A 23015-nucleotide genomic window follows, 5' to 3' on the forward strand; every position below is an offset into this window, starting at 1 on the left:
CGCGGAGGACGCGCACGGCACGATCCGCAGTCCCAGGGCCGGGCGCCGAGCGTCCGGCCCGTTGCTCCGCCCTTTCCGTTTCCGCATCGACGCGCGCGTCCGCTTCGCTGCGTAGGACTTCTCCATGGCCACCGAAAGCTTCCGCCCCGCCAACCTCGCCCTGACGACCATCGGCCTGTCGCTGGCGACCTTCATGCAAGTGCTCGACACGACCATCGCCAACGTCGCTCTGCCGCACATCGCCGGCGATCTCGGCGCGAACGCGAGCCAGTCGACCTGGGTCATCACCTCCTTCGCCGTATCCAACGCGATCGCGCTGCCGCTGACCGGCTGGCTGGTACGACGCATCGGCGAGGTGCGCCTGTTCATCGGCATGACCTTGCTGTTCAGCCTGACCTCGTTCCTCTGCGGCATCGCCGAGAGCATGCCGATGCTGATCGCGTTCCGCGCGCTGCAAGGCGCGGTCGCCGGTCCGATGTATCCGGTCACGCAAAGTCTCTTGCTCTCGATCTACCCGCCGCACAAGCGCGGGCAAGCGCTATCGCTGTTGATGACCGTGGTGATCGTCGCACCGATCGTCGGGCCGATCCTCGGCGGCTGGATCACCGACAGTTATTCCTGGCCGTGGATCTTCTTCGTCAACGTGCCGGTCGGCATGTTCGCCGCGTTCGTCATCTTCAACCAGATGCGCAAGCGTCCCGACGTCACCATGCGGCCGAAGATGGACTACGTCGGCCTCGCCACCCTGGTCATCGGCATCGGTGCGCTGCAGATCCTGCTCGACAAGGGCAACGAAGAGGACTGGTTCAATTCGCAGTTCATCGTGATCTGCGCCGTCGTCTCGGTGATCGCACTGGCGGTGTTCGTGATCTGGGAGCTGACCGACAAGGAACCGATCGTCAACCTGCGTCTGTTCCGCCACCGCAACTTCGCCGCCGGCACCTTCGCGATGACACTCGGCTACGCCGCGTTCTTCGCCATCAACATCCTGGTGCCGCAGTGGCTGCAGCAGTACATGGGCTACACCGCGACCTGGGCCGGTCTGGCCGCGGCGCCGATCGGCATCCTGCCGGTCTTGCTCACGCCTCTGGTCGGCCGCTACGTCAACAACTTCGATCTGCGCATGGTCGCGAGCATCTCCTTCGCGATCCTCGGCACGACCTGTTTCCTGCGTTCGCAGTTCTATCTCGACGTCGATTTCTATCACGTCGCGATGGCGCAGCTGATCGCCGGCCTCGGTGTCGCGATCTACTTCATGCCGCTGACGCAGATCGTGCTGTCGCCGCTGCACTCGCACGAAATCGCCGCCGGTACCGGGCTTGCGACCTGCATCCGCAACATGGGCGGCAGCTTCGCCGCGTCGATCACCGCCTACATGTGGCAGAACCGCGCGATCTTCCATCACGCTCGCCTGACCGAGAACGTGACGCCGTACGACAGCGGCTCGCGCGAGGCGATCGCCACGCTCGGCCAAGGCAGCCCCGACACGGCCTACGCGATGCTCGAACGCACGATCAACATGCAGGCCTACCAACTCTCGTTCAACGAACTGTTCTACGTGCTCGGCTGGATCTTCCTCGGCCTGATCCTTGTTCTATGGCTGACACGGCCGCCGTTCGTGGCGAAGATCGGCGGTGGCGGCGGCGGCGGGCACTGAGGTTTCTTCGCCTCGCACGCGTCATCGCGGAGCGAACTCTCACGATGAAGCAGTCGCGTGCGCGCGGCTGCTTCATTGCTGATCTGTATTCCTATGGCTGCATACGCGCGGCATTTTCCGCGCGCTTCATCGCGACGCCGTTCGCTAGATGAATCGCAGCCGTCGTGAACTTTCCGTTGTTCATCGGAGAGTGCGGGCCATGGTCTAAGGTTTCTCACGCCGCAGCGATGTCGATGTTCCGGCATCCCGCTGGCCGGCCCATTCGAGGAATTCGATATGACCAATCGTGCTTCTATTACTGCGGTCTCGCTCGCTACTGCGCTGCTCTTCGGAGCGGCAACGTTTTCGACCCAGGCCGCGTCGCCTGACGGCGCCAACGATCCGACCAAGTCGGACCAGCCGGTCACCGACACTTGGATCACGACGAAAGTGAAATCCGAACTGGCGACGACCGACGGCGTGAAGAGCATGGACATCAGCGTCAAGACCGTCGACGGCATCGTCACGTTGACCGGCGTACTGGCCACCGATGTCTCGGTGAAGAAGGCCGTTGCCGCCACCGAAAGCGTCAAGGGCGTCAAGCGCGTCGATGCTTCGGGCTTGAAGTCGAAGGAATGAGGCAAGGCCTCGCCCTTACTCTGCAATCAAGGAGACAGCTATGAACGAAGACAAGATCAAAGGCCAATGGAAGCAGCTCACCGGCAAGCTCAAGACCCAGTGGGGCAAGCTGACCGATGACGATCTGAAAATCGCCGAGGGCAATAGCGAATACCTGGCCGGCAAGATCCAGGAGCGCTACGGCATCGCCAAGGACGAAGCGAAGAAGCAGGTCGAGGAATTCGATCGCAGGCTGTAAACGCCCTGTCCGTGTGAACGAGCGGCGCCGCAAGGCGCCGCTCTTTTCTTTGATGCAGTGAAATGGGAGTCGCGAATCCCAACGCGCGATCTTGGCGACATCCAATCGTCCGCCGCGTCGTGCCATCGATCGGCATCCGACTTAGAGATATCGGACATCTCTTGGACGTGGGACATCACAGAAGAGGCGGAAGCCCATGGACCTCAAAAGCGGCTACCCCTTCTGGATCGTCAAGAACGGGCTCCTCGCCCACTACCCTGCTTTGCGCGCGAACCTCGACTGCGATGTCCTCGTCGTCGGCGCCGGCGTGACCGGCGCGCTGATCGCCTGGCATCTGCAACGTGCCGGCCATCGCGTCGCCGTCATCGATCGGCGCGAAGCGGGTTGGGGAAGCACCGCCGCCAGCACCGCGCTGCTGCAATACGAAATCGATACGGAATTGCAGGATCTGGCACAGCTCTACGGACTCGACGACGCCCTGCTCGCCTACCGCGCCTGCGCCGACGCGATACCCAAGCTTCGCCGCCTGGCGAGAAGATGGGGCGATACCGGCTTCGAATCCAAGTACAGCCTCTACTACGCGAGCCACTGGTACCACCGATCGAGATTGCGACGCGAAGCGGCGCTGCGGCAGAAGCACGGTTTCGATGTCCGCCTGCTTGACAGCGACGAGGTGCAGCGGCAATTCGGCTTCGAGGCACCGACGGCGCTGCTGACTGCGCTCGCGGCCTCGGTGGATCCGTATCGCTTGACCCATCGCCTGCTGGCCGCGATCGTTCGTGCCGGCGGCCGGGTATTCGATCGCACGTCGATGGCGGAATTCTCGACCGGCCGCGGGATGGTTCGCACGCTCACCGACACAGGAGTGCGCATACGCAGCCGCCACCTCGTGATCGCCGGCGGCTATGAAACACAGCAGCACATCGGTGAGCGCGTCGCGCGCAACCGCAGCAGCTACGCCTACGTCACCGATCCACTGGAGGATTCAGCCGGACCGCTACGAAGCTGCGTGCTGTGGGAATCTGCGCGACCCTATTTGTACCTGCGCACCACCTCGGACGGACGCATTCTGGTTGGCGGAGAGGACGACGCGATCGACATTCCGATGCGACGCGACGCACGCGTGCTGAAGAAAGCGGAGAAGCTCGCGCAAAAAGGCCGCCGACTGTTTCCCCACTTGAGCTTCGCGCCGGCGTTCGCCTGGGCCGGAACCTTCGCCGAGACCAAGGATGGCTTGCCGTTCTTCGGCCCGCACGAGCAGCACGGACCGCGCGTGCATTTCGCGATGGCGTACGGCGGCAACGGCATTACCTACAGTTTGATCGGCGCGGAGCTGCTCGTCGCCGCCTTGTCCGGCCGCACGCATCCCTGCGCTTCGCTGTTTTCGTTCGCTCGTTTGCGTCGCCATTGACGCGACATGCGGCAGTCGAATCGCGATGTCGTCGTCATAGAACCCGGCGCATCAGCTGCATATGAGCGATGTGGGACAAGACGACGCTTCGCGTCGAAGTTGTGCAATTCCCGGAGCAGCCGCGCTGCTCCGGGAAGGTCGAACGCGCCGATCAAATCGATGCAAGCACGCAGCGGTCACGTGCCAGAACGCATCGTCGATCCAAACGCCTAGCGGCGGAAAAGCAGAAGCAACAAGATGATCAAGAGCAACAGGCCGCCACCGCTCGGGTAGTAGCCCCAACCGGTGCTGTAGGGCCACGCCGGTAGTGCACCGATGACCAAGAGCAGCAGGATGATCAACAAAATCGCACGCATGAATCGCTCCTTGTAGGGGCGGCGGAGGAGCCGCTTCTCGTTGCCGAACTTGTGGTACAGGTTCGCTAGCGCTTGCGAGCACGCGTGCGAGCGGCTTTCTTCGCCGCCGCCGAACGGCTCGCCGAACTGCGCTGCGTCGTCTTCTTCTTCGTTGTGGTTTTCTTGGTTGTGCGCTTGACGGCGGTCTTTTTCGCGGATGCTTTTTTCGCTGCCGTTTTCTTGACGGCCTTCTTCTTCGCCACCGCGCCCTCAGCCCCACCATCACGCTGGTTCACGGTGGCCCAGGCACGTTTCTGCGCGGTTTTCTTGGAAACGCCACGCTTCTCGTAACCCTCCTCGATGTGCTCCGCCTGGCGTCGCTGTTTGTCGCTGTAGCTCGATTTGTCGCCGCGTGGCATCGAATCTCTCCTGTCGCGTTGGCGGATACATGTATACAGATCGTGTTCCTCGCAACTTGACTGCAAGCAGAACGACATTGACGCATCCGCCGCTTCGTCGAGGCGTTGAGATCGCCGCATGCACGAACGACAAGAAAGCTTTTCCGTCCGGGTGAATTTGCTTTCCACCTGCTGAAATCGCGAGCGCTCCGAGCGAGGAGCCGCGGCTCCGCGAGCGCGGACCGACGAATCGGAGTATGGTCGTCAGGCAATTCGCCTATCTAGCGCCCATCGGCTAGGAGCCCGTCGCCGACCGCGACTTCAGCGCCGTATCGCTGCGCAGCTGCACATGGAGGGGCGATGAGACTGCCGTCACCGGTCTTCCAGTTCCGACTTCTGGACAACCACTCGATCGGACACGAGGCGCTCCACCGCATGTGGTCGGAGGCGTGCAACGACGATCAAGTGCGGGTTTCGCGCAAGTGGGTGGGAAGCAACGCTTCCGGAACTTCCAAGTATCTCTATTGCCTATATCCTCCGACGTTCGGGTTCAACATGACCTCCGCCGAGTCGCGCATGACCTTGTCTCTGCGAGCTCGCTATCCGTCGATGTCCGTCGTCTTGCAACGACTTTGAGTCCGCAGGCCGTTTCCTGCATTGCCCGGCGCACTCCGCGCATCGTTACGCGTTGGTGCACTGCCCATTGTTTTCAGTGTCCATATAGGAAAATTCCATGATCACCATAGATGTCCGAGGTCTCCCACGCTCGATGACCGAGAACGCCCTGCAAACGATCTTCTCGGGCCACGGCAAGGTGTTCGGCCTCAAGATGGCCAAAGACCTGTTCAACGGCGAATGCAAGGGATTTGCCGAGCTGAAGATGGAAGGACATCAAGGGCGAGAAGCGATCGCGGCGTTGAACGGTTCGATGCAGCAAGGTTCTCCGATCCGAGTCTCCCTGCACTCCGACCGCAAACGCGGCGGTCGTTGAGGGACATCCGGCAGCCGCGAGGCCCAATACGCGGCTGCGTCATTCCGAACTGACCGACCGGCCAGCTGCGGCGCATCGCAAACGCGACGTATTCGATCGAGATGTGCGAGCTCTGGACGCACGCCGCCTGCCGCGATAGCGCAGGCGATGGATTGCGCTCTGCGTCCGCAGCGACCCTCATCGATATCGAACGGGACTACGTCGTAGCGGTTGCGCAGGCAACCGCATCCACGAATCGATGCGAGAAAGTCGGACCCTTGCCGCGGTCCGACCGTCCTCTCGCGTCAGTCACTCCGTTTCAGTGGCAGACGTAGTCGTTGCTGTCGCCTTCCTCGAAGCCGTTGGCGAACACCGCCTCGATGGCCGTGCTGCCGTCGCCGATGCGCACTTCGTCGAGCCAGAAGCCGGCGTACTCCGAGCCGCTGTCGGAGGAGAAGCGCCAGCGGATGCGCACGGTCTGGCCGGCATAGGCGGCCAAGTCCGCATCGAAGGCGCGGAACACCGGCGTGGCCGTGCGGTTGGCCGGATCGGCCAGATTGGTCGCCGTGCTGACGCCGTTGAACGCGCCGTGCGTCGCGGCGTAGCCGCATATGTTGGTCGGCGGTGTGCCGGTCTTGGCGAACGTGCTCGGGTAGCCGCCGGTCGGCGGCAGATCGCTCCAGCTCGCGCCGTCATCGGTCGAGATCTCGGTGACCACGCCGTCGAATTGAAACTCGAGGTTGTACTGCGCCTTGAAGCTGAGGCTGGCGTCGGCCGGCAGCCGCAGCGCCGGCGTCTCCAAGCTGGCACAGACGCTGGACGGATAGACGCCGCCGTCGCGAGCGCTGTGATAGCTCAGACTGCCTGCACTCGCCGCCGTGCGCGTGACCTGCCAGGGCAACTGGAGCGTCGAATAGGCATGAGTGTCGACGTCGTCCAGATAGTGGACCGGATCGGGGCCGTCGCTGCCGGCCGGCGTCACCGCGACCGTGCTCGTCACTTGGCTGGTGTTGCCGAATCCGTCCGTGGCGAATGCGCGGTAGAAGTACGGCGTGCCGTTGGCGACGGCGCTGTCGGTGTAGCTCGGCACCGTCAGATCGTCGGCCAGGGTGGTCGGCGCACTGAAATACGGATCGGTGTCGCGCTGCACGGTGTAGGCGATCGTCTGCGTGCCGACGCACTGCGATGCAGCCTCGGCCCAGGCCAGGGAGACGCTGCAACTCGCATTGGCACCGTCGCCCAGCAACGACCGGGTGTCGAAGGTCGGCAAGCGCGTGCAGGCATCCTGCGAAACCACGGCGACGCAGCTCTCGGACAGTTCCCCTTCGACGTCGCCCGACACGCCACGCACACGATAGGCGTAGGAAGAACCGCCCTGCGTGCGATCGTCGAGCAGCGGCGATGCGGCGCCGCTGGCGACCAGGTGGAAGTCGGCTGCGTTGGCGCTGCAATCGCCGTCGGCGCGGTAGAGCTGGAAGCCTTGCGCGCCGTCCGCGGCGGTGAAGCCGACGCCGACGCCGTCGGCGCCGTTGCTCGCTTCGGTCAGCGCGGTCGGCGCCGGGAACGGCGTCGCGCCGGACATTCCGAAAGCACCCGACAAGGCCAGCGCGTAACCCTGTCGATCGGAACCGTCGCTGCCATCGCCCGGCACGTTGTCCGCCTTCACGCGGATCGTGTAGCGACCGGCCACCGGCGTCGGCAGCCGCACTTGTTCGACCGTGTCCTTCGCGTTCGCCGTGCCGCCGGGTACCGACACGCCGTCGCTGAACTGGTTGCCGAGATACACCGTGCCGTCCGGCGCGACGACTTCGAGATCGAGATTGTTGACCAAGGTCGACGCCGCACCGGGCGCCGCTTCGACGTCGAACCAAGCCAAGGTCGCGCGCAGTTCGAGGCCGGCGGCGACATCGTCGATGACGTACTCGTTGGCCTCGCCGGTTTCCAAGCCCGCCGCGTTGACGCGTTCGAACAAGCGCAGGCGGCGGCTGTCGTCACCGCCGGTGGTGGTGTTCTTGAACCACAGGTTGCCGTCGAGCCAGGCGCGGCCCCAGCCGTTTTCGACGGTCGGCCAATTGGGCGAGGCCAGCGGATTGGTGCCGTTGAGCAGCACCGCCTTCAAGGTCGGACCGGTCGGATGCAGCGCATCGGCGGCGGTGCGTTCGCCGCGCGGATAGAAACCGTCGGTGAAGAACTGCCGCACCAGTGCCGCGTTGCCGGTCAAGGTCGGCGTCGACATCGAGGTGCCGGACTTGACCTGCGTCTGCGGTTCGCGCACGACCGCCGAAACCGGATCGACCTCAGTCGTGTTGAGCGCAGAGACGATGTTGGAGCCAGGTGCTGCGATGTCCGGCTTGATGCGACCGTCGGCGGCCGGCCCGCGGCTGGAGTAAGCGGCGTGCTGCGTGCTGCCGGCGTGTTCGAGTGCGGCGACGCTGATTGCGTTCTTGGCGTTGCCCGGCGAGGCGGTCCGCACCGTGCCGTTCGGATTGTTGCCGGCCGCGAATACGACCAGCAGATCTTCGTGCCGGCGCGTGACGCGATCGACCTTGGCGTCGTCGCCGACGTAGACGCCGCCGCCCGCACCGGCCCAGCTGTTGTTGTGCAAACGGGCACCGCCGGCGTGCGCTTGCTCGAGCAAAGCATCGACGTCGCCGGTGTTGGCGGCGCGCGGGTCGGTGCTGCCGATGTCCTGCATCAAGAGCTGCGCGTTCGGCGCCATGCCGTCGGCGAGATCGTGATTAGAGAGCAGCGGCGTAGACGGCAGAAAGTTGACGGCGCCGAAGGTGCCGGCGGCATCGCCGAGTATCGTGCCGGTGGAGTGCGTGCCGTGGCCGGCGTAGTAGTCGTAGGGGACGTTCGCCGGCTGCGTCCAGTAGCCGATGATCTTGTTGTCCGGATACAAGCGGCCGATCGCCGGCGGGATCGGTGGCGGATCGTCGGCGAAGGTCACTTCGGTATGCGGTCCGTTGCCCTTGTCGAGCGTGGCGAACCAGGCTGCGTCCGGCGTCGTGCCCGAATCGGCCACGGCGACGATCTGGCCGCTGCCGAGCAGCCCCTGATCCCATACCGGACTCGGACCGCACACCGTGCCGCTGCCGGCACAGGCCGCGGTGGAGTTGCCCTGGATCGCGCCGACCGAACCTGCGTTCGTGAATACGGACTGCACCCACGGCGTGACGTAACGCACGCCGTCGATCGCGCTCGCCTCTTGCACCAGCGCGTCGAGCTGCGCTGCGTCCACCCGCGCACGCACGTACGGCGCAGTGTCCTGGCGCTCACTGCGCGCGGTGATCTCAACGCCAGCCACGCGCTTGCGCAAGGTCGCGGCGATCTGCGCCGAGGAAACGCCGTCGAAGGCGTGCAGGATGATCTCGCGGCTGCCGTCCTCTTGCAGCGCGGTGGTGTCCGTGCGATGTGCGCGCCACAACTGCGGGTCGAGCTTCAACGCCGGCTGTACCGCGCCAGCCCAGCGCACGCCGGCGATCCGGCGCACGCTCTCCAGCGTGGTGCCGTCGAGGCGCGCGTAGTAGGCGTTGTTGGGTACGTAGCCGAGCAAGGTCACGCCGCGTGCGAGCAGCTCGCGCCGCGCTTGCTTGAGGCGATCGGCGTCGAGCTGCACGATCGCATAGGCGGTCGGGATCGCTGCGTCGGCGGCACCGACGGCGGAGACGTCGATGCGCTGCGTGGTCGGATCGAAGGAACCGACCTGCAAAATCAGGCGCCGCGCATCCGCGCGCGCGGCGTCCAGCGCGTCGATCTGCAGCGGTGCGGCGGCAACGGTCACGGCAGCGGCGTTCGCGCTGTGGGCGGACGCGCCGAGGGCAAGGATGAGCGCAGAGAACAGCGCCGTACGAGTCGGACTGACGAACATGGGGGGCCTCTGGGGAGTCTGGTGGGATGGGAGTGGCTCGGCTGCGGCGGAGGCAGGTGCGTCAGCTTTCCGCTTAGCCGCCGCCAAGTCGGCACGGATGGGAAACGAAGCGGTAACGAAATGACATCGCCGAATGCGGAACGCGCACACCGACACAGTTCGGTGTTGCCTCGTCGGAAGGCGCGCCGGATTTCTCGAACCACAGCCGCCTGCGGTTTGATATCGCCCCAATCTGCGACTAAGCTCGCGGCGGGTACTGGGACCCGCATCCTCACTCGCGCATCACTGCCGATGCGCCTTCGGACCGGCGTTTCCAGCCCCTCTCGGCGAATCATCGAAGCCGGCCTGTCGTCACCGGGCGGCGCTCAACTTTGAGAAAGGATCAACCGTGTTCTGGTCAGCTCTGATGTCGCTCAGTTTGGCCTTGGCCGCACCGCAGGCGCTGCCGGTGGTCGGAAAAGTGCAGCGCAATGTCGTCACCTATCCGGCCGAACCGACCTTGCGCGTGACCGTGCCTGCCGCTGCGACCTATCTCGGCGCCGATCGCTTCATCCTCAAAGAACTCAGCGATTGCGAAATGCACATCTACGTCGAGGCGGACGCCGATCACCGCGTGCGCCGCTTCTATTGGGTGCATTTCGAATCGAACCTGCCGAGCAAGCCGGACGATCGCATGCACTACGCCGACACCGATCAACGTTCCACGCTGTGGGGAACCACGATCTGGCTCAGCACCGAGCCCGCGCTGACGACACGAACACCGCGGCCGGCTTCCGATACCGAGCACTTCCGCAACATCATCAAGAATGCCGGCTACACGATGCCGCCCGGCATGATGACGGCGCGCCTGGTGCGGCTGCTCGACGATCCGCAAGGCACTGGATACGGGCGGCGCGAACTCATGCTGCTCTACGGCGAGGACATGGCGCCCAGCAACGTCGCTTACGAGGACGTGACCACGAACGGCAAGCCCAACGAGCGCTGGGCGACGTTGGAGAAACCGCTTTTGAAGCGCGCCATTGCTGCGTTCGACGTTGCCGAGCGCTGAATCGACGCGAGTCTCGTGCGCTAAGCGCGAAGCGTTCTAGGGGCTCCCTCATCGTATCGACACCAAGGTCGGCATCGCCTAAGCGATGCCACTCCCCTGCTCCGCGGAAAGTTGCCGCTCGCGGCCGCCGGCGGCGTGAGTTCTCGTCTCTCGCCGTCGCTGCTCGCCGCTTGGCGGAACATCTACGCGATCGTCTCCTCTGAATGAAACGTCGTCAGGCCGGCATCGATCCATGCCCACGCGACTCATTCCATCCCTTGCACGTATTGAGTGATCGGTCCTTCGGCTACCGGGACAAACCGGACGTTTGAGCCGTTTCGATCAGCCGGCTACACATAGTCACCTCCGACTCTGGTTTTTTCGACGGCGGAAAGGCAGGCTCCGAGTTCGAAGCTGGGGATCTGGGGAGGCTCTCATGTCGAATACCGTCTGGTGCCGGCTCGCGCTGGCCGCCTCGTCGTTTCTCGCCGTGTTGCCGGCGACCGCGTTCGAGCGGAAAAGGGAAAGAGACGAGAACCCACGTGAAGAGAGCTGGCAGATCGAGCAGCGCCAGCACTGGTTCGAACTGACGCGCGGCTTGCGTCAGACGGCCGACGCGTCGCGCTTGCGTGCGAACGCGGCGAACGAATTGAAGCTGCAGCGCCGCATCACGCAGGCGCGCCATCTGAGCGGCGGCGAGGTCTGGCAGGAACTCGGGCCCTCCTCGATGGACATGACCGACTGGGTCATGGGCCGCGTCGCCGGACGCCTGAACGCCATCACTCCGCACCCGACCGACGACAACACCGTCTACATCGGCGCCGCGGCCGGCGGTGTCTGGAAGACCAGCAACGGCGGCATCGACTGGACACCGCTGTTCGACGACGTCGGCACCTTGCCGATCGGTGCGATCACCTTGGATCCAGCCGACCCGAGCGCGATCTGGGTCGGCACCGGCGACAAGAACGGCGGCGGCTGCGCCGGCTACTTCGGCCAAGGCGTCTACCTCAGCGAAGACGGCGGCGAAACGTGGAGCGCGCGCAATGGCAGCGGCACCAGCGCGATGCCTTTGTCGATCGTCAATGCCGTTGCGGTGCAACCGACCGACAGCGCCGTGATCCTCGCCGGCGGCGCGGGCGCTTGCGGCGCAAGCGGCACCCTCGCCAACCCCGGCGTCTATCGCTCGGGCGATCGCGGCTTGACCTGGACCAAGGTGCTCAACACCAGCGTCGAGGACATCGTCTTCGTGCCGGGTACGGCGACGGTCTACGCCGGCTTGATCAATACGGGCGTGCGCAAGTCGACCGACGGCGGTATCACCTGGGTCGATTCCAGCAGCGGCCTGACCGCAACCGGATCGCGCCTGCGCCTGGCGATGGCGCCGAGCGACAGCAACGTGCTGTACGCGCTGGCGGGGCGCTCGGCCGGCAGCCGGCTGTTTCGCAGCGCGGACGGCGGTGCCACGTGGACGCAACGCAACAGCAAGCTCTGCGAAGGTCAGTGCACCTACAACCAAACTCTGGCCGTGCATCCGACCGACCCGAACACGGTCCTGGTCGGAACCATCCGCGCCGCGCGCTCGACCGACGGCGGCACCACGTTCACGCCGCTGACCGATCCCTGGGGCAGCAATCAGAGCGTGCACCAGGACACGCACGTGGTGCGTTATTCACGCAGCGATGCGGATCGCTTCTGGATCGGCAGCGACGGCGGCATCTGGCGCAGCGACGACGACGGCGCTTCGTTCCGCAACATGAACTCGAACCTCAACATCACCCAGTTCTACGACATCGCCGTGCATCCGGGCGACGCCAACGTCGTGTTCGGCGGTGCGCAAGACAACGGCTCTTCCGGCCGCCGCACCAGCCTCTTGTGGGATCTCACGTTCGCTAGCGGCGACGGCTTCATGAATGCGTTCGATCAGAACGATCCGTCGATCGTGTTCCAGACCAGCTACCCGAACGACGGCCTGCCGAGCATCGTCCGCTCGCTGCAAGGCGGCAGCAACGGCAGCTACAGCGGCATGCCGACCACCGGGCTAGTCGCCAGCGGGAACTTCCCTTGGGTGACGCCGCTGGTGACCGCCGGCAGCTTGCTGTTCGTCGCTTCCGACACCGTCTATCGCACGACCACGACCGGCAACACCTGGACCGCGATTTCGCCCAATCTCGGCAGCGACGTCGTGGTCGTCACGCCGCAGTTGCACGGCAGCCTGACGACGACCTACGTTGGCACCTCCAGCGGAAAGATCTGGACCAGCGCCGACGCCGGCGTGCCGACGCCGGTGTTCACCAATGTCAGCGGCGACTATCCCGGCGGCCGCGTATCGGACATCGCGATCGATCCGCTCGATGCACAGCGCGTATTCCTCACACGCGCCGGCTTCGGTGCTTCGCGTCTGTACCGATCCGTCACCGGCGGCACGACCTGGACCGCCGTCGGCAACGGCTTGCCGAACGTACCGGCGAACAGCGTCGCGATCGATCCGCTCGATACCGATCGGCTCTTCGTCGCCACCGACATCGGCGTGTACGAGAGCATCGACGGCGGCGACAACTTCGCCGCGTTCTCGACCGGCATGCCGCTGGGCGTGGTGGTGGTCGATCTCGAGATCGACGACAACCCGCACGTTCTCACCGCCGGCACCTACAGCCGCGGCGCTTGGCGCGTCTTGCTCGGCGGCAGCAGCGCGAACCTACCGCCGACCGCCGATTTCACCGCCGAGATGAATGGTCTCAGCGTGAATTTCACCGACCGCTCGATCGACAGCGACGGCAGCATCGTCGCGCACAGCTGGAACTTCGGCGACGCCAGCAGCGGATCCACCGACGCCAATCCGGTCCACACCTACGCCACGCACGGACGCTACACGGTGAGCCTAAGCGTGACCGACAACGGCGGCCTTAGCGGCAGCTACTCCAAGCTCGTACGCATAGCGGCACCGCCGATTCCGCTGACCAACGGCGTCGCCCAAACCGGACAACACGCGCCTCAGGGCGACGATCTGTATTACACGCTCGAGGTTCCGGCCGGTGCGACCAACTTGAACTTCGTCGTCGACGGTGCCGCCGGCGAGGACGCCGACCTCACGGTGAAGCTCGGCAACCAAGTCATCTGCCAATCGGCCGGGGCGACGGCCGACGAAAGCTGTGGCACGCCTGCGCCGCAGCCTGGCACGTATACCGCGATCGTGAATGCGTATTCCGACCTCAGCGATTTCTCCATCACCGGCAGCTACGAGATCACCGACACGGACACGATCTTCGTCGACGGCTTCGAAGCCCGCTAGCGCGCGCACGACGATGCGAGCGTGCGCAACGCGCTGATGAGGCGCGCTGCGCACGAGTTGCATTCCAAGTTTTTCGACGGACCGAACCCTTCTTGCATCCCGACTAGCTCCGAGGAGAGAGATAGATGCATCGTCCTCTGTTGACCTGTTTGATGGCCGCCGCCGCAGCCCCCGCCGGAGCCGAGGAAGCCGCGTTCGGCGAAGTCGCGGAAGTCACGGCAGAATCGAAAACACGCCGTCGCGATACCGATGGCGCTGAGGCGATCGCGCTGGAGCGGACCCAGGTCACCGCCACGCGGCGGCCGGAAACCGGCTTCGAAGTTTCCAACGCCGTCACCGTGGTCGGTGCGGACGACATCGACACGCGCGCTGCGCAAACCGTCGCGGACTATCTGCGTGGGCAGCCCGGCGCGTTCGTGCAATCGACCACGCCGGGCCAGGCGATTCCGATCGTGCGCGGGCTGAAGGGCTCGGAAGTGCTGCACCTGGTCGACGGCTTCCGCCTCAACACCGCGTTCTTCCGCAATTCGCCGAACCAGTACTTCGCCTTGGTCGATGCGCAGAACGTCGAGCGCATCGAACTCGTGCGCGGCCCGTCGTCGACCTTGTACGGCTCGGACGCGATGGGCGGCGTGGTGCAGGTGATCACGCCGGAGCAGCGCTTCGACGGCGATTGGGGCGCACGCGGTCACTTCCGCACCCAACTCGCCAGCGGCGACCTGTCCAAGCTCGCGCGCCTCGACGGCGCGGCCGGGCGCGAGGATTTCTCGATTGCGGGCGGCGTGACCTGGCAGGACGTCGGCGAGCGTCGCCGCGGCGACGGTCCGCGCCTGCCGCACACGCAGTTCCGTGCCTGGGCGGCCGATACCAAGCTGTTATGGAAGGCGGCGCCGGAACACGAGTGGATGTTCAACCTCCAGTATTTGAAGCAGCCGAAAACGCCACGTTTCGACGAACTCGTCGCCGGCTTCCATCAGCAAGCTGCGAACTCGGACGAGTTCTATTTCGAACCGAACGACCGCCTGCTCGCGCACGCGCGTTATCGCTGGAATGCGGCGAACGCGGTGTTCGACATCGCCGAGTTGCATCTCGGTTACCAAGAGATCAACGACGATCGCCGCAGCCGCGGCGCCGGTAGCTCCAACCGCGACCTCGAGAAGAATCGCGATCGTCTGCGCGGCTTCACCGGCAACTTTTCCAAGCAGATCGGCAGCCACGCGCTGGCCTACGGCTTCGAAGCGTACTGGGACACCGTCGACAGCCGCCGCACGCGCGTCAGCCTCGGCAGCGGCGCCACATCGATCCGCGCGCCGCGTTTTCCGAACGGCTCGACCATGGACAGCTTCGCGCTCTATCTCAACGACAGCGTCGAGTTGGCGCCGCGTTGGCAGCTCGACCTCGGCGCACGCTACAGCCGCTTCGAAATCGAACTGCCGGCGAACGACGGCATCGGCACTCAGCTCGATCCGGACGACCTCACCGGCAACCTCGGACTGACCTTCAAAGCGACCGATACGATCCGCTTGGTCAGCAATCTCGGCCGCGGTTTTCGCGCGCCGAACATTTTCGATCTCGGCGTGTTCGGCGATCGCCCCGGCGGCCGCTTCGCGATTCCCAATTCGGACTTGAAGCCGGAAACCGTGGTGACGTGGGACGTCGGCGTCAAGCTCGACCAGCCCGGTTTCCAAGCCGAAGCCTTTTTGTGGCGCTCGAACTACAAGAACAAGATCACTTCGGTCGACATCGGCGAAGACGCCGAAGGACGCATTCTGGTGCAGAACCGCAACGTGACCGAGCTCAAGCTGTGGGGCGCCGAGATCGGCGCGCGTTGGGTCGCGAGCGAACGCTTGAGCGCGTATGGCGTGCTCAATCTCACGCGCGGCGTGGAGAAATACGCCAGCGATCGCTACGACGCCGACCGCGTTCCGCCGCTGAATGGGCGGCTCGGCGCGGAGTGGCACTTCGCGCCGAACTGGAGCCTCGACGCTTGGGCGCTCTATGCCGCGCGCCAGGACCGCTTGAGTCCGCGCGACCTCGACGATCCGCGCGTGAACCCGGCCGGCACCGCGGGTTGGAACACCTGGAACGTTCGCGTCGGCTGGGACTTCGCGCCGCAAGCGACGCTCGCCCTGCGTTTGGAAAACCTCGCCGATCGCCGCTATCGCGAGCACGGTTCGGGCCTGGATGAAGTCGGCCGCAATGCGGTGATGACGCTGGACTGGCGTTTCTGAGGCGAACAATCGCCGCCGAACCGAAGAATCGCAGCGAGTTCGCCGACCTGAAATCCTAGTCTGTCAGACCGAGACGACGCGGCGGAAGCCGGCAGGCAACCGATCGTTCGGATCGGTTGCCCGTCGCGGCCGGCATTCAGAAGTCGTACGCGCCGCCGGCGTAGAAGGTGCGGCCGATACCCGGCTCGAGGCCGCTCGAAAACACGCGGTTGTAGTACTTGCGATCGGCCAGATTCGACACGCCGCCGAGCAGGCGCACGTGCGGCAGCACCCACCAGTCGGCGGAGAAATCCGCAATCGTGTACGAGGGAACCTTGGCCGGGATGTAGTTGATCGCGGCGGGCGTGCCCACCGGCAGGTTCGAATCTTGAAAGTACTGGCTTGCCGCGGAGACTGCGGACAGCGCGAGTTTGAGCTTGTTGTCCTCGCGGTAGACGAGGCCGACGCGCGCCAAGTACTTCGGCGAGAACGCCGGCGTGTTGCCGAGGTTGGCCGGATTGCGCGTCGCCGTGAAGCGCGCGTTGAGCAGACTCAGGTTCGCGAACACCGAGAAGTGTTGCGTGCTGTGCCGATCGCGCGCAGCGAGGAAGTCGTAGTCGATCTGCCCTTCGAACCCGCGGTGGCGCGTGTCGCCGGTATTCACATTGATCGTATTGTTCGCGACGCCCGTCGGCTGGCTTTCGATGCGGTCCTTCACGTTCACCCAGAACAAGCTGACGTCGTAGAACAATCCGTCGAGCGGAGTGCCGTGCACGCCCGCTTCCCAAGAAACGACTTTGGTCGGATCGGGATCGTTGGCGCCGGTCGGGTCGAGACTGCCGAACGGTGAACCGATGTCGAAGTAACGCACCGGACGCCAGCCTTGCGAGACGTTGAAATAGGTCTCGTTGCCGCGGCCGAAATCGTTGCCGAAGCCGAGGCCGAACAGCGGTACGCGGTGATCGACGCTGCGATTGACCAAGGCGCTCGGCGGGCGCACGCCGTGCACGCTCTCGTCGATGTCGACGTTCTCATAGTCCAGGCGCACCGAAGGCACCAAGTGCCAGCCGCCTTCGAAGCGGAACACGTTCTCGGCGAAGATCGCGCCGTAGTCGGTCGAACGCTGCTGACGCAAGATCGGCGTGCCGGTGCGCGCGTATTGATCGACGCGCAGATTGGGATCGGACCATTGCCGAAACGGCGCATCGGAGTGGTAGCCGGTGACGCCGATCGTGAACGCGTTGCCGCGACCCCAGCGGTGCAGGAGGCGCGCATCGATGCCGCTGAAGCGGAACTGTTCGTCCTGCAACGTCGTCGACACCGGCGGATTCGCCGGCGGCGAAGCGGCTTCGGAGCGCGAGGCTTGATCCTGATAGCCGTACCAAGCCTTGAGCACGAGTTGGGTGTGCTCGTCGAAATGACGGTCGTGAGTGAGGCTCAGCACATAGCGCTGCGTCCACAGCCGATTATCCGGTGTCGTCACCGTGTGCTCGTCCGCGCGAAACAGCGGATAGGTGAGCTTGCCCGGATCGCCGGTGTCGAGGTCGTAGGCGTGGAAATCGAGCGCGGTGTAAGCGGTGTCGTCCGGCCGATAACCGATGTGCAAGTCGGCGCCGCGCAGGGTGGAGTCGCCGTTGTCGCGTTCGCCGTCGTTCTTGCGGTAGTGCGCGTCGGCGAGATAGTCCCACTCGCCCGACGTACCCGATACCTGGTTGAAACTCGAAAACAGGCCGTTGCTGCCGACGACGTTCTCGCTGTAGCCGGCGAGTTGGCGATCCGCAACCGGCTTCTTGCTGACCAGGTTCACCACCGGCGGCGGCTCGGGCCCGTACAGCAGCGAGCTGCCGCCGCGGATCAGCTGCACTTCCGACAGCGCCTGCGGCGGCGGGAACGTGTACACGGTCGGAAATCCGATCCAGTCGCCTTCGAGCGGAATGCCGTCGAGCAGCACGGTCACGAATTCCGATTCCTGCGGATTGCCGATGCCGCGGTAGCTCAGATTCAACTGGCCCGGCGACTGCTGCTCGGAGTAGTACAGGCCTGGCGTCTGCGCGAACAGGTTGCGCAAGTTGTTGTCGACGACGGTCGGAATATTGTCGACCTTGGTGATCGAGGTTTTCTTGGTCACCGTGATCAACGGACCGTCCACCTCACGCATGATGTGCTGCAGCTTGGGGCGCGTGTCGTCTTGCGAGCGATGATCGCGTACTTCCACGCGCGGCAATTGCGGCGGCGGATCCTGCTTCGGCTGCGCGGCGTCAGCGAGCGGCGCGGACTGCGCGTGCGCAACTGGCTCGTGAGCCATGGCGAGCCCGAGCAGAACCGAGGTCAGGGCGATCGTCTTCATGAGTATCCTTGGCTGGAGGCGCGAGCCGCGCGGTGACGCGGCTCGCGAGGTCTGGCGAATGCGCAGCACGAGAAACCGGCTGCGCGCAGGGCTGAGGAAGTTTGCAAGCTGCGCCGCTACGGACAATCGAAACCATCGGCGAACAACACCGGAATCGACGGCACCTCCGCCGTGGCGCTGTTGTTCGTAACGATCGGATCGGTAGTGGCCGAGTTCGCCGACGCGGCCAGCGTAGCCGGACCCGTTCGATTGCGCGCGACGCAGGCGCGCGTCGTCACGGTGAGGGTCGTGCCGGCGGCCAGTGTTGGGAAGCTGCAAGGGAATGCCGTCGTGCAGTCGCCGCTGTTGGATTTGAAGGCGAGGCCCGCGGGCAGCGCGCTGGTCAGCTGCACGTTCGCCGCCGCGGCGGGGCCGTTGTTGGTCACGCGAATCGTGTAGCTCAATTCCATGCCGGCTTCGACGCCGCTCGGCGGCGTCAGCGTGACGGCGAGATCGGCATCGTCCCCGCCTTCGCCGACCGGCAACGGCCAGGCCCAGACGCCGCGGCTTCGCGTGTAGGCGGCCAGCGTGGTGAAACCGCGGTCGATCGACAGGCTCCAGATCATCACGTGTGGCAAGCCCTCGAAACGCTGCCACACCGGTGTCGCCGCGGTGATGTCATCGGTGAAATACAAGCCCCAGTCCATGCCGACGAAGACCTGCTTGGGGATGTTCGGATTGACGATGACCGCGTTGGCGGGAATGTCCGGCAGGTTGCCGCTCTTGTCGACCCAGCTGAAGCTCGCGCACTGCGCGTTGCAAGTCACCTGCAGCACGTGGCCCGGCGTGGCCGGCGCATTCGCGGTGAAGCCGCCGATCGCGGCGTAGCCGACCAGCGGATTGAGCGGATCGGTGGCCACGTCCATGATCGGCCGGTTCGGCAACACCGCGTTGGCGCCGGTCACGTTGACCGCCGTTGCGGCGGTCGTGCTGCCGAGCCCGAACACGTAATACACGTTGCCGTCGTTGGTGCCGACCATGGCGACGCGCGGATCGCTGACGGCGTAGTGCAAATTGTTGATGAACGAGCGCGCTTGCAGCGTGCCCTTGGTCAGATCGGCGGTCTTGGCGCTCCAGCCGCTGCCGTTGACGCCGCCGGTGGTGGTTTCCCACACGCGGTTGGAGCCGGCGATCAGATGGGTGCAGCCTTGCGTGCTGGTGCAGCCGCTGCCGGCGACGTCGAGTGCGCCGTAGCGATAGATGTCGAACGGGAAGATGAAGCTCAGCGTGTCGCCGCTCCAGTTGCCCGCGGCGCTGGCGTCCTGTCCGTTGGGCCCGTCCGTGCTGACCACGACATCGCCGTTCTGGCTGGAGTAGTACCAGCGTTGGCCGAGAATCGGCTCGATGCGCGAAACGATGCCGTCGCCGCCGTAGGTCGCGTTCCAGGCGCTGGCGGCGGGCGTGCCGGAGAAGACGGCGGTCGCGCTGCCGTTGTCCTGGAAGCCCGCGGTCACGCCGGAGCTGGTCGCGGTCGCGAAGTTCGCGGTGATGTCGCCGTGATAGACCTCGATGGTCGGCAGCGAGTCGTTCAGCGCGATCCAATTCGCGTTGTTGAAGGAGCTCGCGGTGAGCGCGTTGTCGACGTAGTAGACGCCGCCGTCGTTGCCGTTGAGCACCTTGTTCGCGTCGCCGCCGACGATCGCGCGCGCGTGATTGTCCGGGTGCACCGGACCGCCGCTGTAGGCACCGGTGAGATTGGTCCAAGCGCCGCCGCCGTTGGTGGTGCGGAACAGATCGACGGTGCTGATGAAGACCACGTTCGGATCGGTCGGCGAGACGGTGATGCCGGCGTCGTACCACATCTGCGAACCCGGATCGCCGGGCTGGCCGGTCTGCACCCAATGATCGCCGCCGTCGGTCGTCTTCCAAATGCCGCTAATGCCGCTATTGGCGGGATTGGCGAACATCGCGTAAAGAGTGAACGAATCGCTCGGCGCGACACCGATTTCCAGCCGCCCGCGCGAAGTGTTAGGCGTGCCGTTGCCGGTGCCGCTGGGGAAACCGTTCGCCAGCAGGCTCCAGTCGGACAGTGCGGGACATCCGCTCGCCGGCATGTTCCCTCGATAGACGCCGTTGGCGCCGTTGTTGACGAGATCCGGCTGCACCGGCGTCGGCTGGCTGCGCGTGCCGACTGCGGCGTAGAGCACCGTGCTGCCGCTGCGGTTCACCGCGATCAAGCCGGTCATGTCTTGACGTTGCGGCGGTGTCGCGCTGGCGTAGGCGTTGGTGTAGCAAGGGCCGGTCCAATTCGCACCGGCGTCGTAAGAGAAGTACAAGCCGGTCTTGGTGCCGACGATGACGTTGTCGGAGCGATTCGGATCGACCACCACCTTGCCGATCGCTTGGTACTGCGGAAAGCCGCCCGCGGAAGGGCCGTACAACGGGTTGAATACGTCCGCACCGAGCAAGCTCCAGGTCTCGCCCTTATCGGTGCTTTTGAGAATGCCGGCGGCGCCGAACGAGAACGAGCCGAAGCGCAGGTCGCCGGTGCCGGCGTAGAGCACGCTGGAATTGTTCGGGTCGAGCGTCAAGTCCCCGATCGCCATGCTCGCGATCTCGGGGAAATCGGTCTTGATCTGCCAGATCGTCGCCGCGGAGCAGCAGTTCGTCGTCTTCCAGACGCCGCCACCGTCGGACCCGATCCAGGCGACGCTCGGATCGGTCGGATCGCTGACGATCACATTGGTGCGGCCGGCGTTGTTGCCCTTGCCGAAGCCTTCACCGGCCAGCGGTTTGGGACCGAGCAAGGTGAATACGTTCGGATCCAGCGCAAAGGCCTTGTCCGGCGAGCGCGCATAACTGCGCGCGCCCGCCGGTGTCGCGGCGGCGAGGCGCTTGTCTTGTTTCGCCGCCTCGAGCAGCCAGGTCGGCTCGAAGCGCATCTTGTGCGGATCGCCGGCGTACGCGAGACGCGTGGCCCAGTAATCCCCTTCTACCGGCGGGCGCCCTCCTTCGCGCTCTTCCGCATCGCCACGCATCCCGCCCTGCTTGCCGAGTTCGCCTCGATACCAAAACGCGCCGCACACCGCCGCGACGACCGCCGCGACTACGATCACAACCGATTGCTTGTTCATAGCCGCCCTGGATGATGGATCGCCGCAGATGCCAACCCCCGTTGCGGCTCGGATCATACCCATCAATCCGGTGCCGGAGATCATTTGGATCGGGCGATTTGTTCAGTCCCGCGGGCGGTTTCGCCGGGATAGACTGGCCGACGCTCGAGTGGCCGAGGCGAGATGGAAGCGAGCGCCGGGCGCAAAAAAACCCGCGTCTTCCGCAGGGTTTTCGTCTCGTCGATGTTCCGCGGGATGCAGCGGAACGTATCGAGATTCTTGGATGGCGCGAAGGTGGGGCTCACATGCCGAGAAACCACTTGGAGCTGCCACCACTAGCTGATCAAGCTACTCACAATGTCACTTACTAGCCAGTTCGCGCCCTAGGCGGGCAGCCACTGGAAGCACTGCTAGACGGTTCACGCCTAAGACCCCAAGAAAACAGGTAAGGACTATGTTCGCATCTAGGTTCTACTGTTTCTAGCTATCGATACTCGTCTGGCTAGTGGCGTCATAGATCAGCGGCTGGAATACACACGCTCCCCGAACTACTCGAGCGGCTCTTGTACCTTGCAGCCAAGTCGGGCTCTACCCCACTACTACGGACACTTCATTTAGTCGCTGCGATGGATAAGACGAGTGTCAAGCATCAGAGAAAGCGATATAGCTTGCGGGGTGTCGCTTGGTTTGGGAGGGCGAGACACATGGTTTTGGATACGACTGACAACGCCCTGAAAGAGGTCAGAATGAGAGACTTCAAGTGGAGATGGCAAGCGACTCGCCTAGCCGAGAAGCCGCCCGAGCGTCTGAAGAACGTTTTTCTTGGAACGACCGAGTGTGCCCGCCAGACGAAGACAATCCTAATCAGAACAAGTGGGCTGCGTTCGTTGTTTGTTATTCGTATACACAATGCGTGTCGATTCGGCTTAAGACTTGCTATAGACAAAATCACTGTATCGATTTGCATGCGAAGGTTGCCCAATAACCTGCCTAATGCTATAGGTATGCGGCCTCTCGCTGAGGCAGGCATGGTAAGCCATATTTTATGGATGAATAGGGAGTAAGTATGAAGCGCTTTAAAATAGTGTTTCTTTTTTGGTTGCTCGCCGTTGGATGCCTTGGAACCGCTCTTGCCACCTCGACCAACAAAGTTACAACGGAGACAAAGACGTTTGAGGAAAACGTACCATTTGCTGCCACAATCGTGAACAGTCGGGAAACCGGTCGCGTTGTAAGCGCTCTGTTTATCTATACCGTATCTGGTCAGGTAGTTGCAGCCCCAAAAGAAACAATCGATGCTCTCAACGAAGAGCCAAAGAACGGTATCGAAAAAGCGGACTCTACGATCCAAACAGCTCCAGCCGACATCATCATTGAGCACGTTCGGGACCTTCCTGGCGGAGGGGCTGTCTACAATGTAATGCGCACGAATGGTCGTGTTATCGGCCTTCTGATTGTGGATTCTCGAGGATACGTTCAGTACATCGCCCTTTAAGCGACGCCTGTTTCGTTAGGGAAGCCCGCCGTAAGGCGGGCTTTCCATTTGGTAATC

The 23015-nt window shown here is 64.2% G+C and carries 14 protein-coding genes; 9 read left to right on the forward strand and 5 right to left on the reverse strand.

Features of this window, described 5'->3' with window-relative positions; genetic code table 11:
• Positions 1-124: 124 nt before the first annotated feature.
• The 4 genes from AC3QL3_RS11420 to AC3QL3_RS11435 all read left to right on the forward strand — a co-directional run bounded on the left by AC3QL3_RS11420 (position 125) and on the right by AC3QL3_RS11435 (position 3924).
• Positions 125-1657, forward strand: a complete 1533-nt coding sequence (locus tag AC3QL3_RS11420; RefSeq protein ID WP_492893622.1) for a DHA2 family efflux MFS transporter permease subunit — start codon at positions 125-127, stop codon at positions 1655-1657.
• Positions 1658-1933: 276 nt separating this feature from the next.
• Positions 1934-2275 carry a BON domain-containing protein gene (locus AC3QL3_RS11425; RefSeq protein ID WP_492893624.1) on the forward strand — a complete coding sequence of 114 codons (342 nt, stop codon included), beginning with the start codon at positions 1934-1936 and terminating at the stop codon, positions 2273-2275.
• A gap of 40 nt (positions 2276-2315) precedes the next feature.
• Complete coding sequence (locus AC3QL3_RS11430; protein ID WP_492893626.1) at positions 2316-2513, forward strand: CsbD family protein; 198 nt, start codon at positions 2316-2318, stop codon at positions 2511-2513.
• Positions 2514-2709: 196 nt separating this feature from the next.
• Complete coding sequence (locus AC3QL3_RS11435) at positions 2710-3924, forward strand: NAD(P)/FAD-dependent oxidoreductase (RefSeq protein ID WP_492893628.1); 1215 nt, start codon at positions 2710-2712, stop codon at positions 3922-3924.
• A 209-nt stretch (positions 3925-4133) separates the two neighbouring features.
• Here the strand turns inward: AC3QL3_RS11435 and AC3QL3_RS11440 are convergent, their stop codons facing one another.
• Together AC3QL3_RS11440 and AC3QL3_RS11445 are read right to left on the reverse strand one after the other, a co-directional pair.
• Positions 4134-4280 carry a DUF3309 family protein gene (locus AC3QL3_RS11440; RefSeq protein ID WP_492893630.1) on the reverse strand — a complete coding sequence of 49 codons (147 nt, stop codon included), beginning with the start codon at positions 4278-4280 and terminating at the stop codon, positions 4134-4136.
• A 65-nt stretch (positions 4281-4345) separates the two neighbouring features.
• Positions 4346-4678, reverse strand: a complete 333-nt coding sequence (locus AC3QL3_RS11445; protein ID WP_492893632.1) for a hypothetical protein — start codon at positions 4676-4678, stop codon at positions 4346-4348.
• 712 nt (positions 4679-5390) lie between these two features.
• Here AC3QL3_RS11445 and AC3QL3_RS11450 point away from each other — a divergent pair.
• Positions 5391-5648 carry an RNA recognition motif domain-containing protein gene (locus tag AC3QL3_RS11450; RefSeq protein ID WP_492893634.1) on the forward strand — a complete coding sequence of 86 codons (258 nt, stop codon included), beginning with the start codon at positions 5391-5393 and terminating at the stop codon, positions 5646-5648.
• A 298-nt stretch (positions 5649-5946) separates the two neighbouring features.
• Here the strand turns inward: AC3QL3_RS11450 and AC3QL3_RS11455 are convergent, their stop codons facing one another.
• Complete coding sequence (locus tag AC3QL3_RS11455) at positions 5947-9411, reverse strand: S8 family serine peptidase (protein ID WP_492893636.1); 3465 nt, start codon at positions 9409-9411, stop codon at positions 5947-5949.
• Positions 9412-9886: 475 nt separating this feature from the next.
• Here AC3QL3_RS11455 and AC3QL3_RS11460 point away from each other — a divergent pair, with 475 nt between their 5' ends.
• The 3 genes from AC3QL3_RS11460 to AC3QL3_RS11470 all read left to right on the forward strand — a co-directional run bounded on the left by AC3QL3_RS11460 (position 9887) and on the right by AC3QL3_RS11470 (position 16045).
• Positions 9887-10546 (forward strand): hypothetical protein, encoded by a 660-nt coding sequence (locus AC3QL3_RS11460; RefSeq protein WP_492893638.1) that lies wholly within the window; start codon positions 9887-9889, stop codon positions 10544-10546.
• Positions 10547-10961: 415 nt separating this feature from the next.
• Positions 10962-13814, forward strand: coding sequence for a PKD domain-containing protein (locus AC3QL3_RS11465; RefSeq protein WP_492893640.1), 2853 nt, complete (start codon positions 10962-10964; stop codon positions 13812-13814).
• Positions 13815-13939: 125 nt separating this feature from the next.
• On the forward strand, positions 13940-16045 hold the full coding sequence (locus AC3QL3_RS11470) for a TonB-dependent receptor (protein ID WP_492893642.1): 2106 nt from the start codon (positions 13940-13942) through the stop codon (positions 16043-16045).
• A gap of 136 nt (positions 16046-16181) precedes the next feature.
• On the opposite strand, the gene AC3QL3_RS11475 is transcribed toward AC3QL3_RS11470, so the two are convergent.
• Positions 16182-18371, reverse strand: coding sequence for a TonB-dependent receptor family protein (locus AC3QL3_RS11475; protein ID WP_492893644.1), 2190 nt, complete (start codon positions 18369-18371; stop codon positions 16182-16184).
• Between the two features lie 116 nt (positions 18372-18487).
• Entirely contained in the window at positions 18488-21484 is a 2997-nt protein-coding gene (locus AC3QL3_RS11480; RefSeq protein ID WP_492893646.1) for a hypothetical protein, read from the reverse strand.
• Between the two features lie 1045 nt (positions 21485-22529).
• Here AC3QL3_RS11480 and AC3QL3_RS11485 point away from each other — a divergent pair.
• Positions 22530-22958 carry a hypothetical protein gene (locus AC3QL3_RS11485; protein WP_492893648.1) on the forward strand — a complete coding sequence of 143 codons (429 nt, stop codon included), beginning with the start codon at positions 22530-22532 and terminating at the stop codon, positions 22956-22958.
• Positions 22959-23015 lie beyond the last annotated feature (57 nt).

It is taken from the genome of Dokdonella sp. GW821-FHT11D02 (assembly GCF_058808595.1).

Coding starts and splice junctions, on each gene's coding strand:
- AC3QL3_RS11485 (WP_492893648.1), top strand. CDS start 22,530: ATGAAGCGCTTTAAAATAGTGTTTCTTTTTTGGTTGCTCGCCGTTGGA.
- AC3QL3_RS11475 (WP_492893644.1), bottom strand. CDS start 18,371: ATGAAGACGATCGCCCTGACCTCGGTTCTGCTCGGGCTCGCCATGGCT.
- AC3QL3_RS11445 (WP_492893632.1), bottom strand. CDS start 4,678: ATGCCACGCGGCGACAAATCGAGCTACAGCGACAAACAGCGACGCCAG.
- AC3QL3_RS11430 (WP_492893626.1), top strand. CDS start 2,316: ATGAACGAAGACAAGATCAAAGGCCAATGGAAGCAGCTCACCGGCAAG.
- AC3QL3_RS11440 (WP_492893630.1), bottom strand. CDS start 4,280: ATGCGTGCGATTTTGTTGATCATCCTGCTGCTCTTGGTCATCGGTGCA.
- AC3QL3_RS11470 (WP_492893642.1), top strand. CDS start 13,940: ATGCATCGTCCTCTGTTGACCTGTTTGATGGCCGCCGCCGCAGCCCCC.
- AC3QL3_RS11425 (WP_492893624.1), top strand. CDS start 1,934: ATGACCAATCGTGCTTCTATTACTGCGGTCTCGCTCGCTACTGCGCTG.
- AC3QL3_RS11465 (WP_492893640.1), top strand. CDS start 10,962: ATGTCGAATACCGTCTGGTGCCGGCTCGCGCTGGCCGCCTCGTCGTTT.
- AC3QL3_RS11420 (WP_492893622.1), top strand. CDS start 125: ATGGCCACCGAAAGCTTCCGCCCCGCCAACCTCGCCCTGACGACCATC.
- AC3QL3_RS11435 (WP_492893628.1), top strand. CDS start 2,710: ATGGACCTCAAAAGCGGCTACCCCTTCTGGATCGTCAAGAACGGGCTC.
- AC3QL3_RS11450 (WP_492893634.1), top strand. CDS start 5,391: ATGATCACCATAGATGTCCGAGGTCTCCCACGCTCGATGACCGAGAAC.
- AC3QL3_RS11480 (WP_492893646.1), bottom strand. CDS start 21,484: ATGAACAAGCAATCGGTTGTGATCGTAGTCGCGGCGGTCGTCGCGGCG.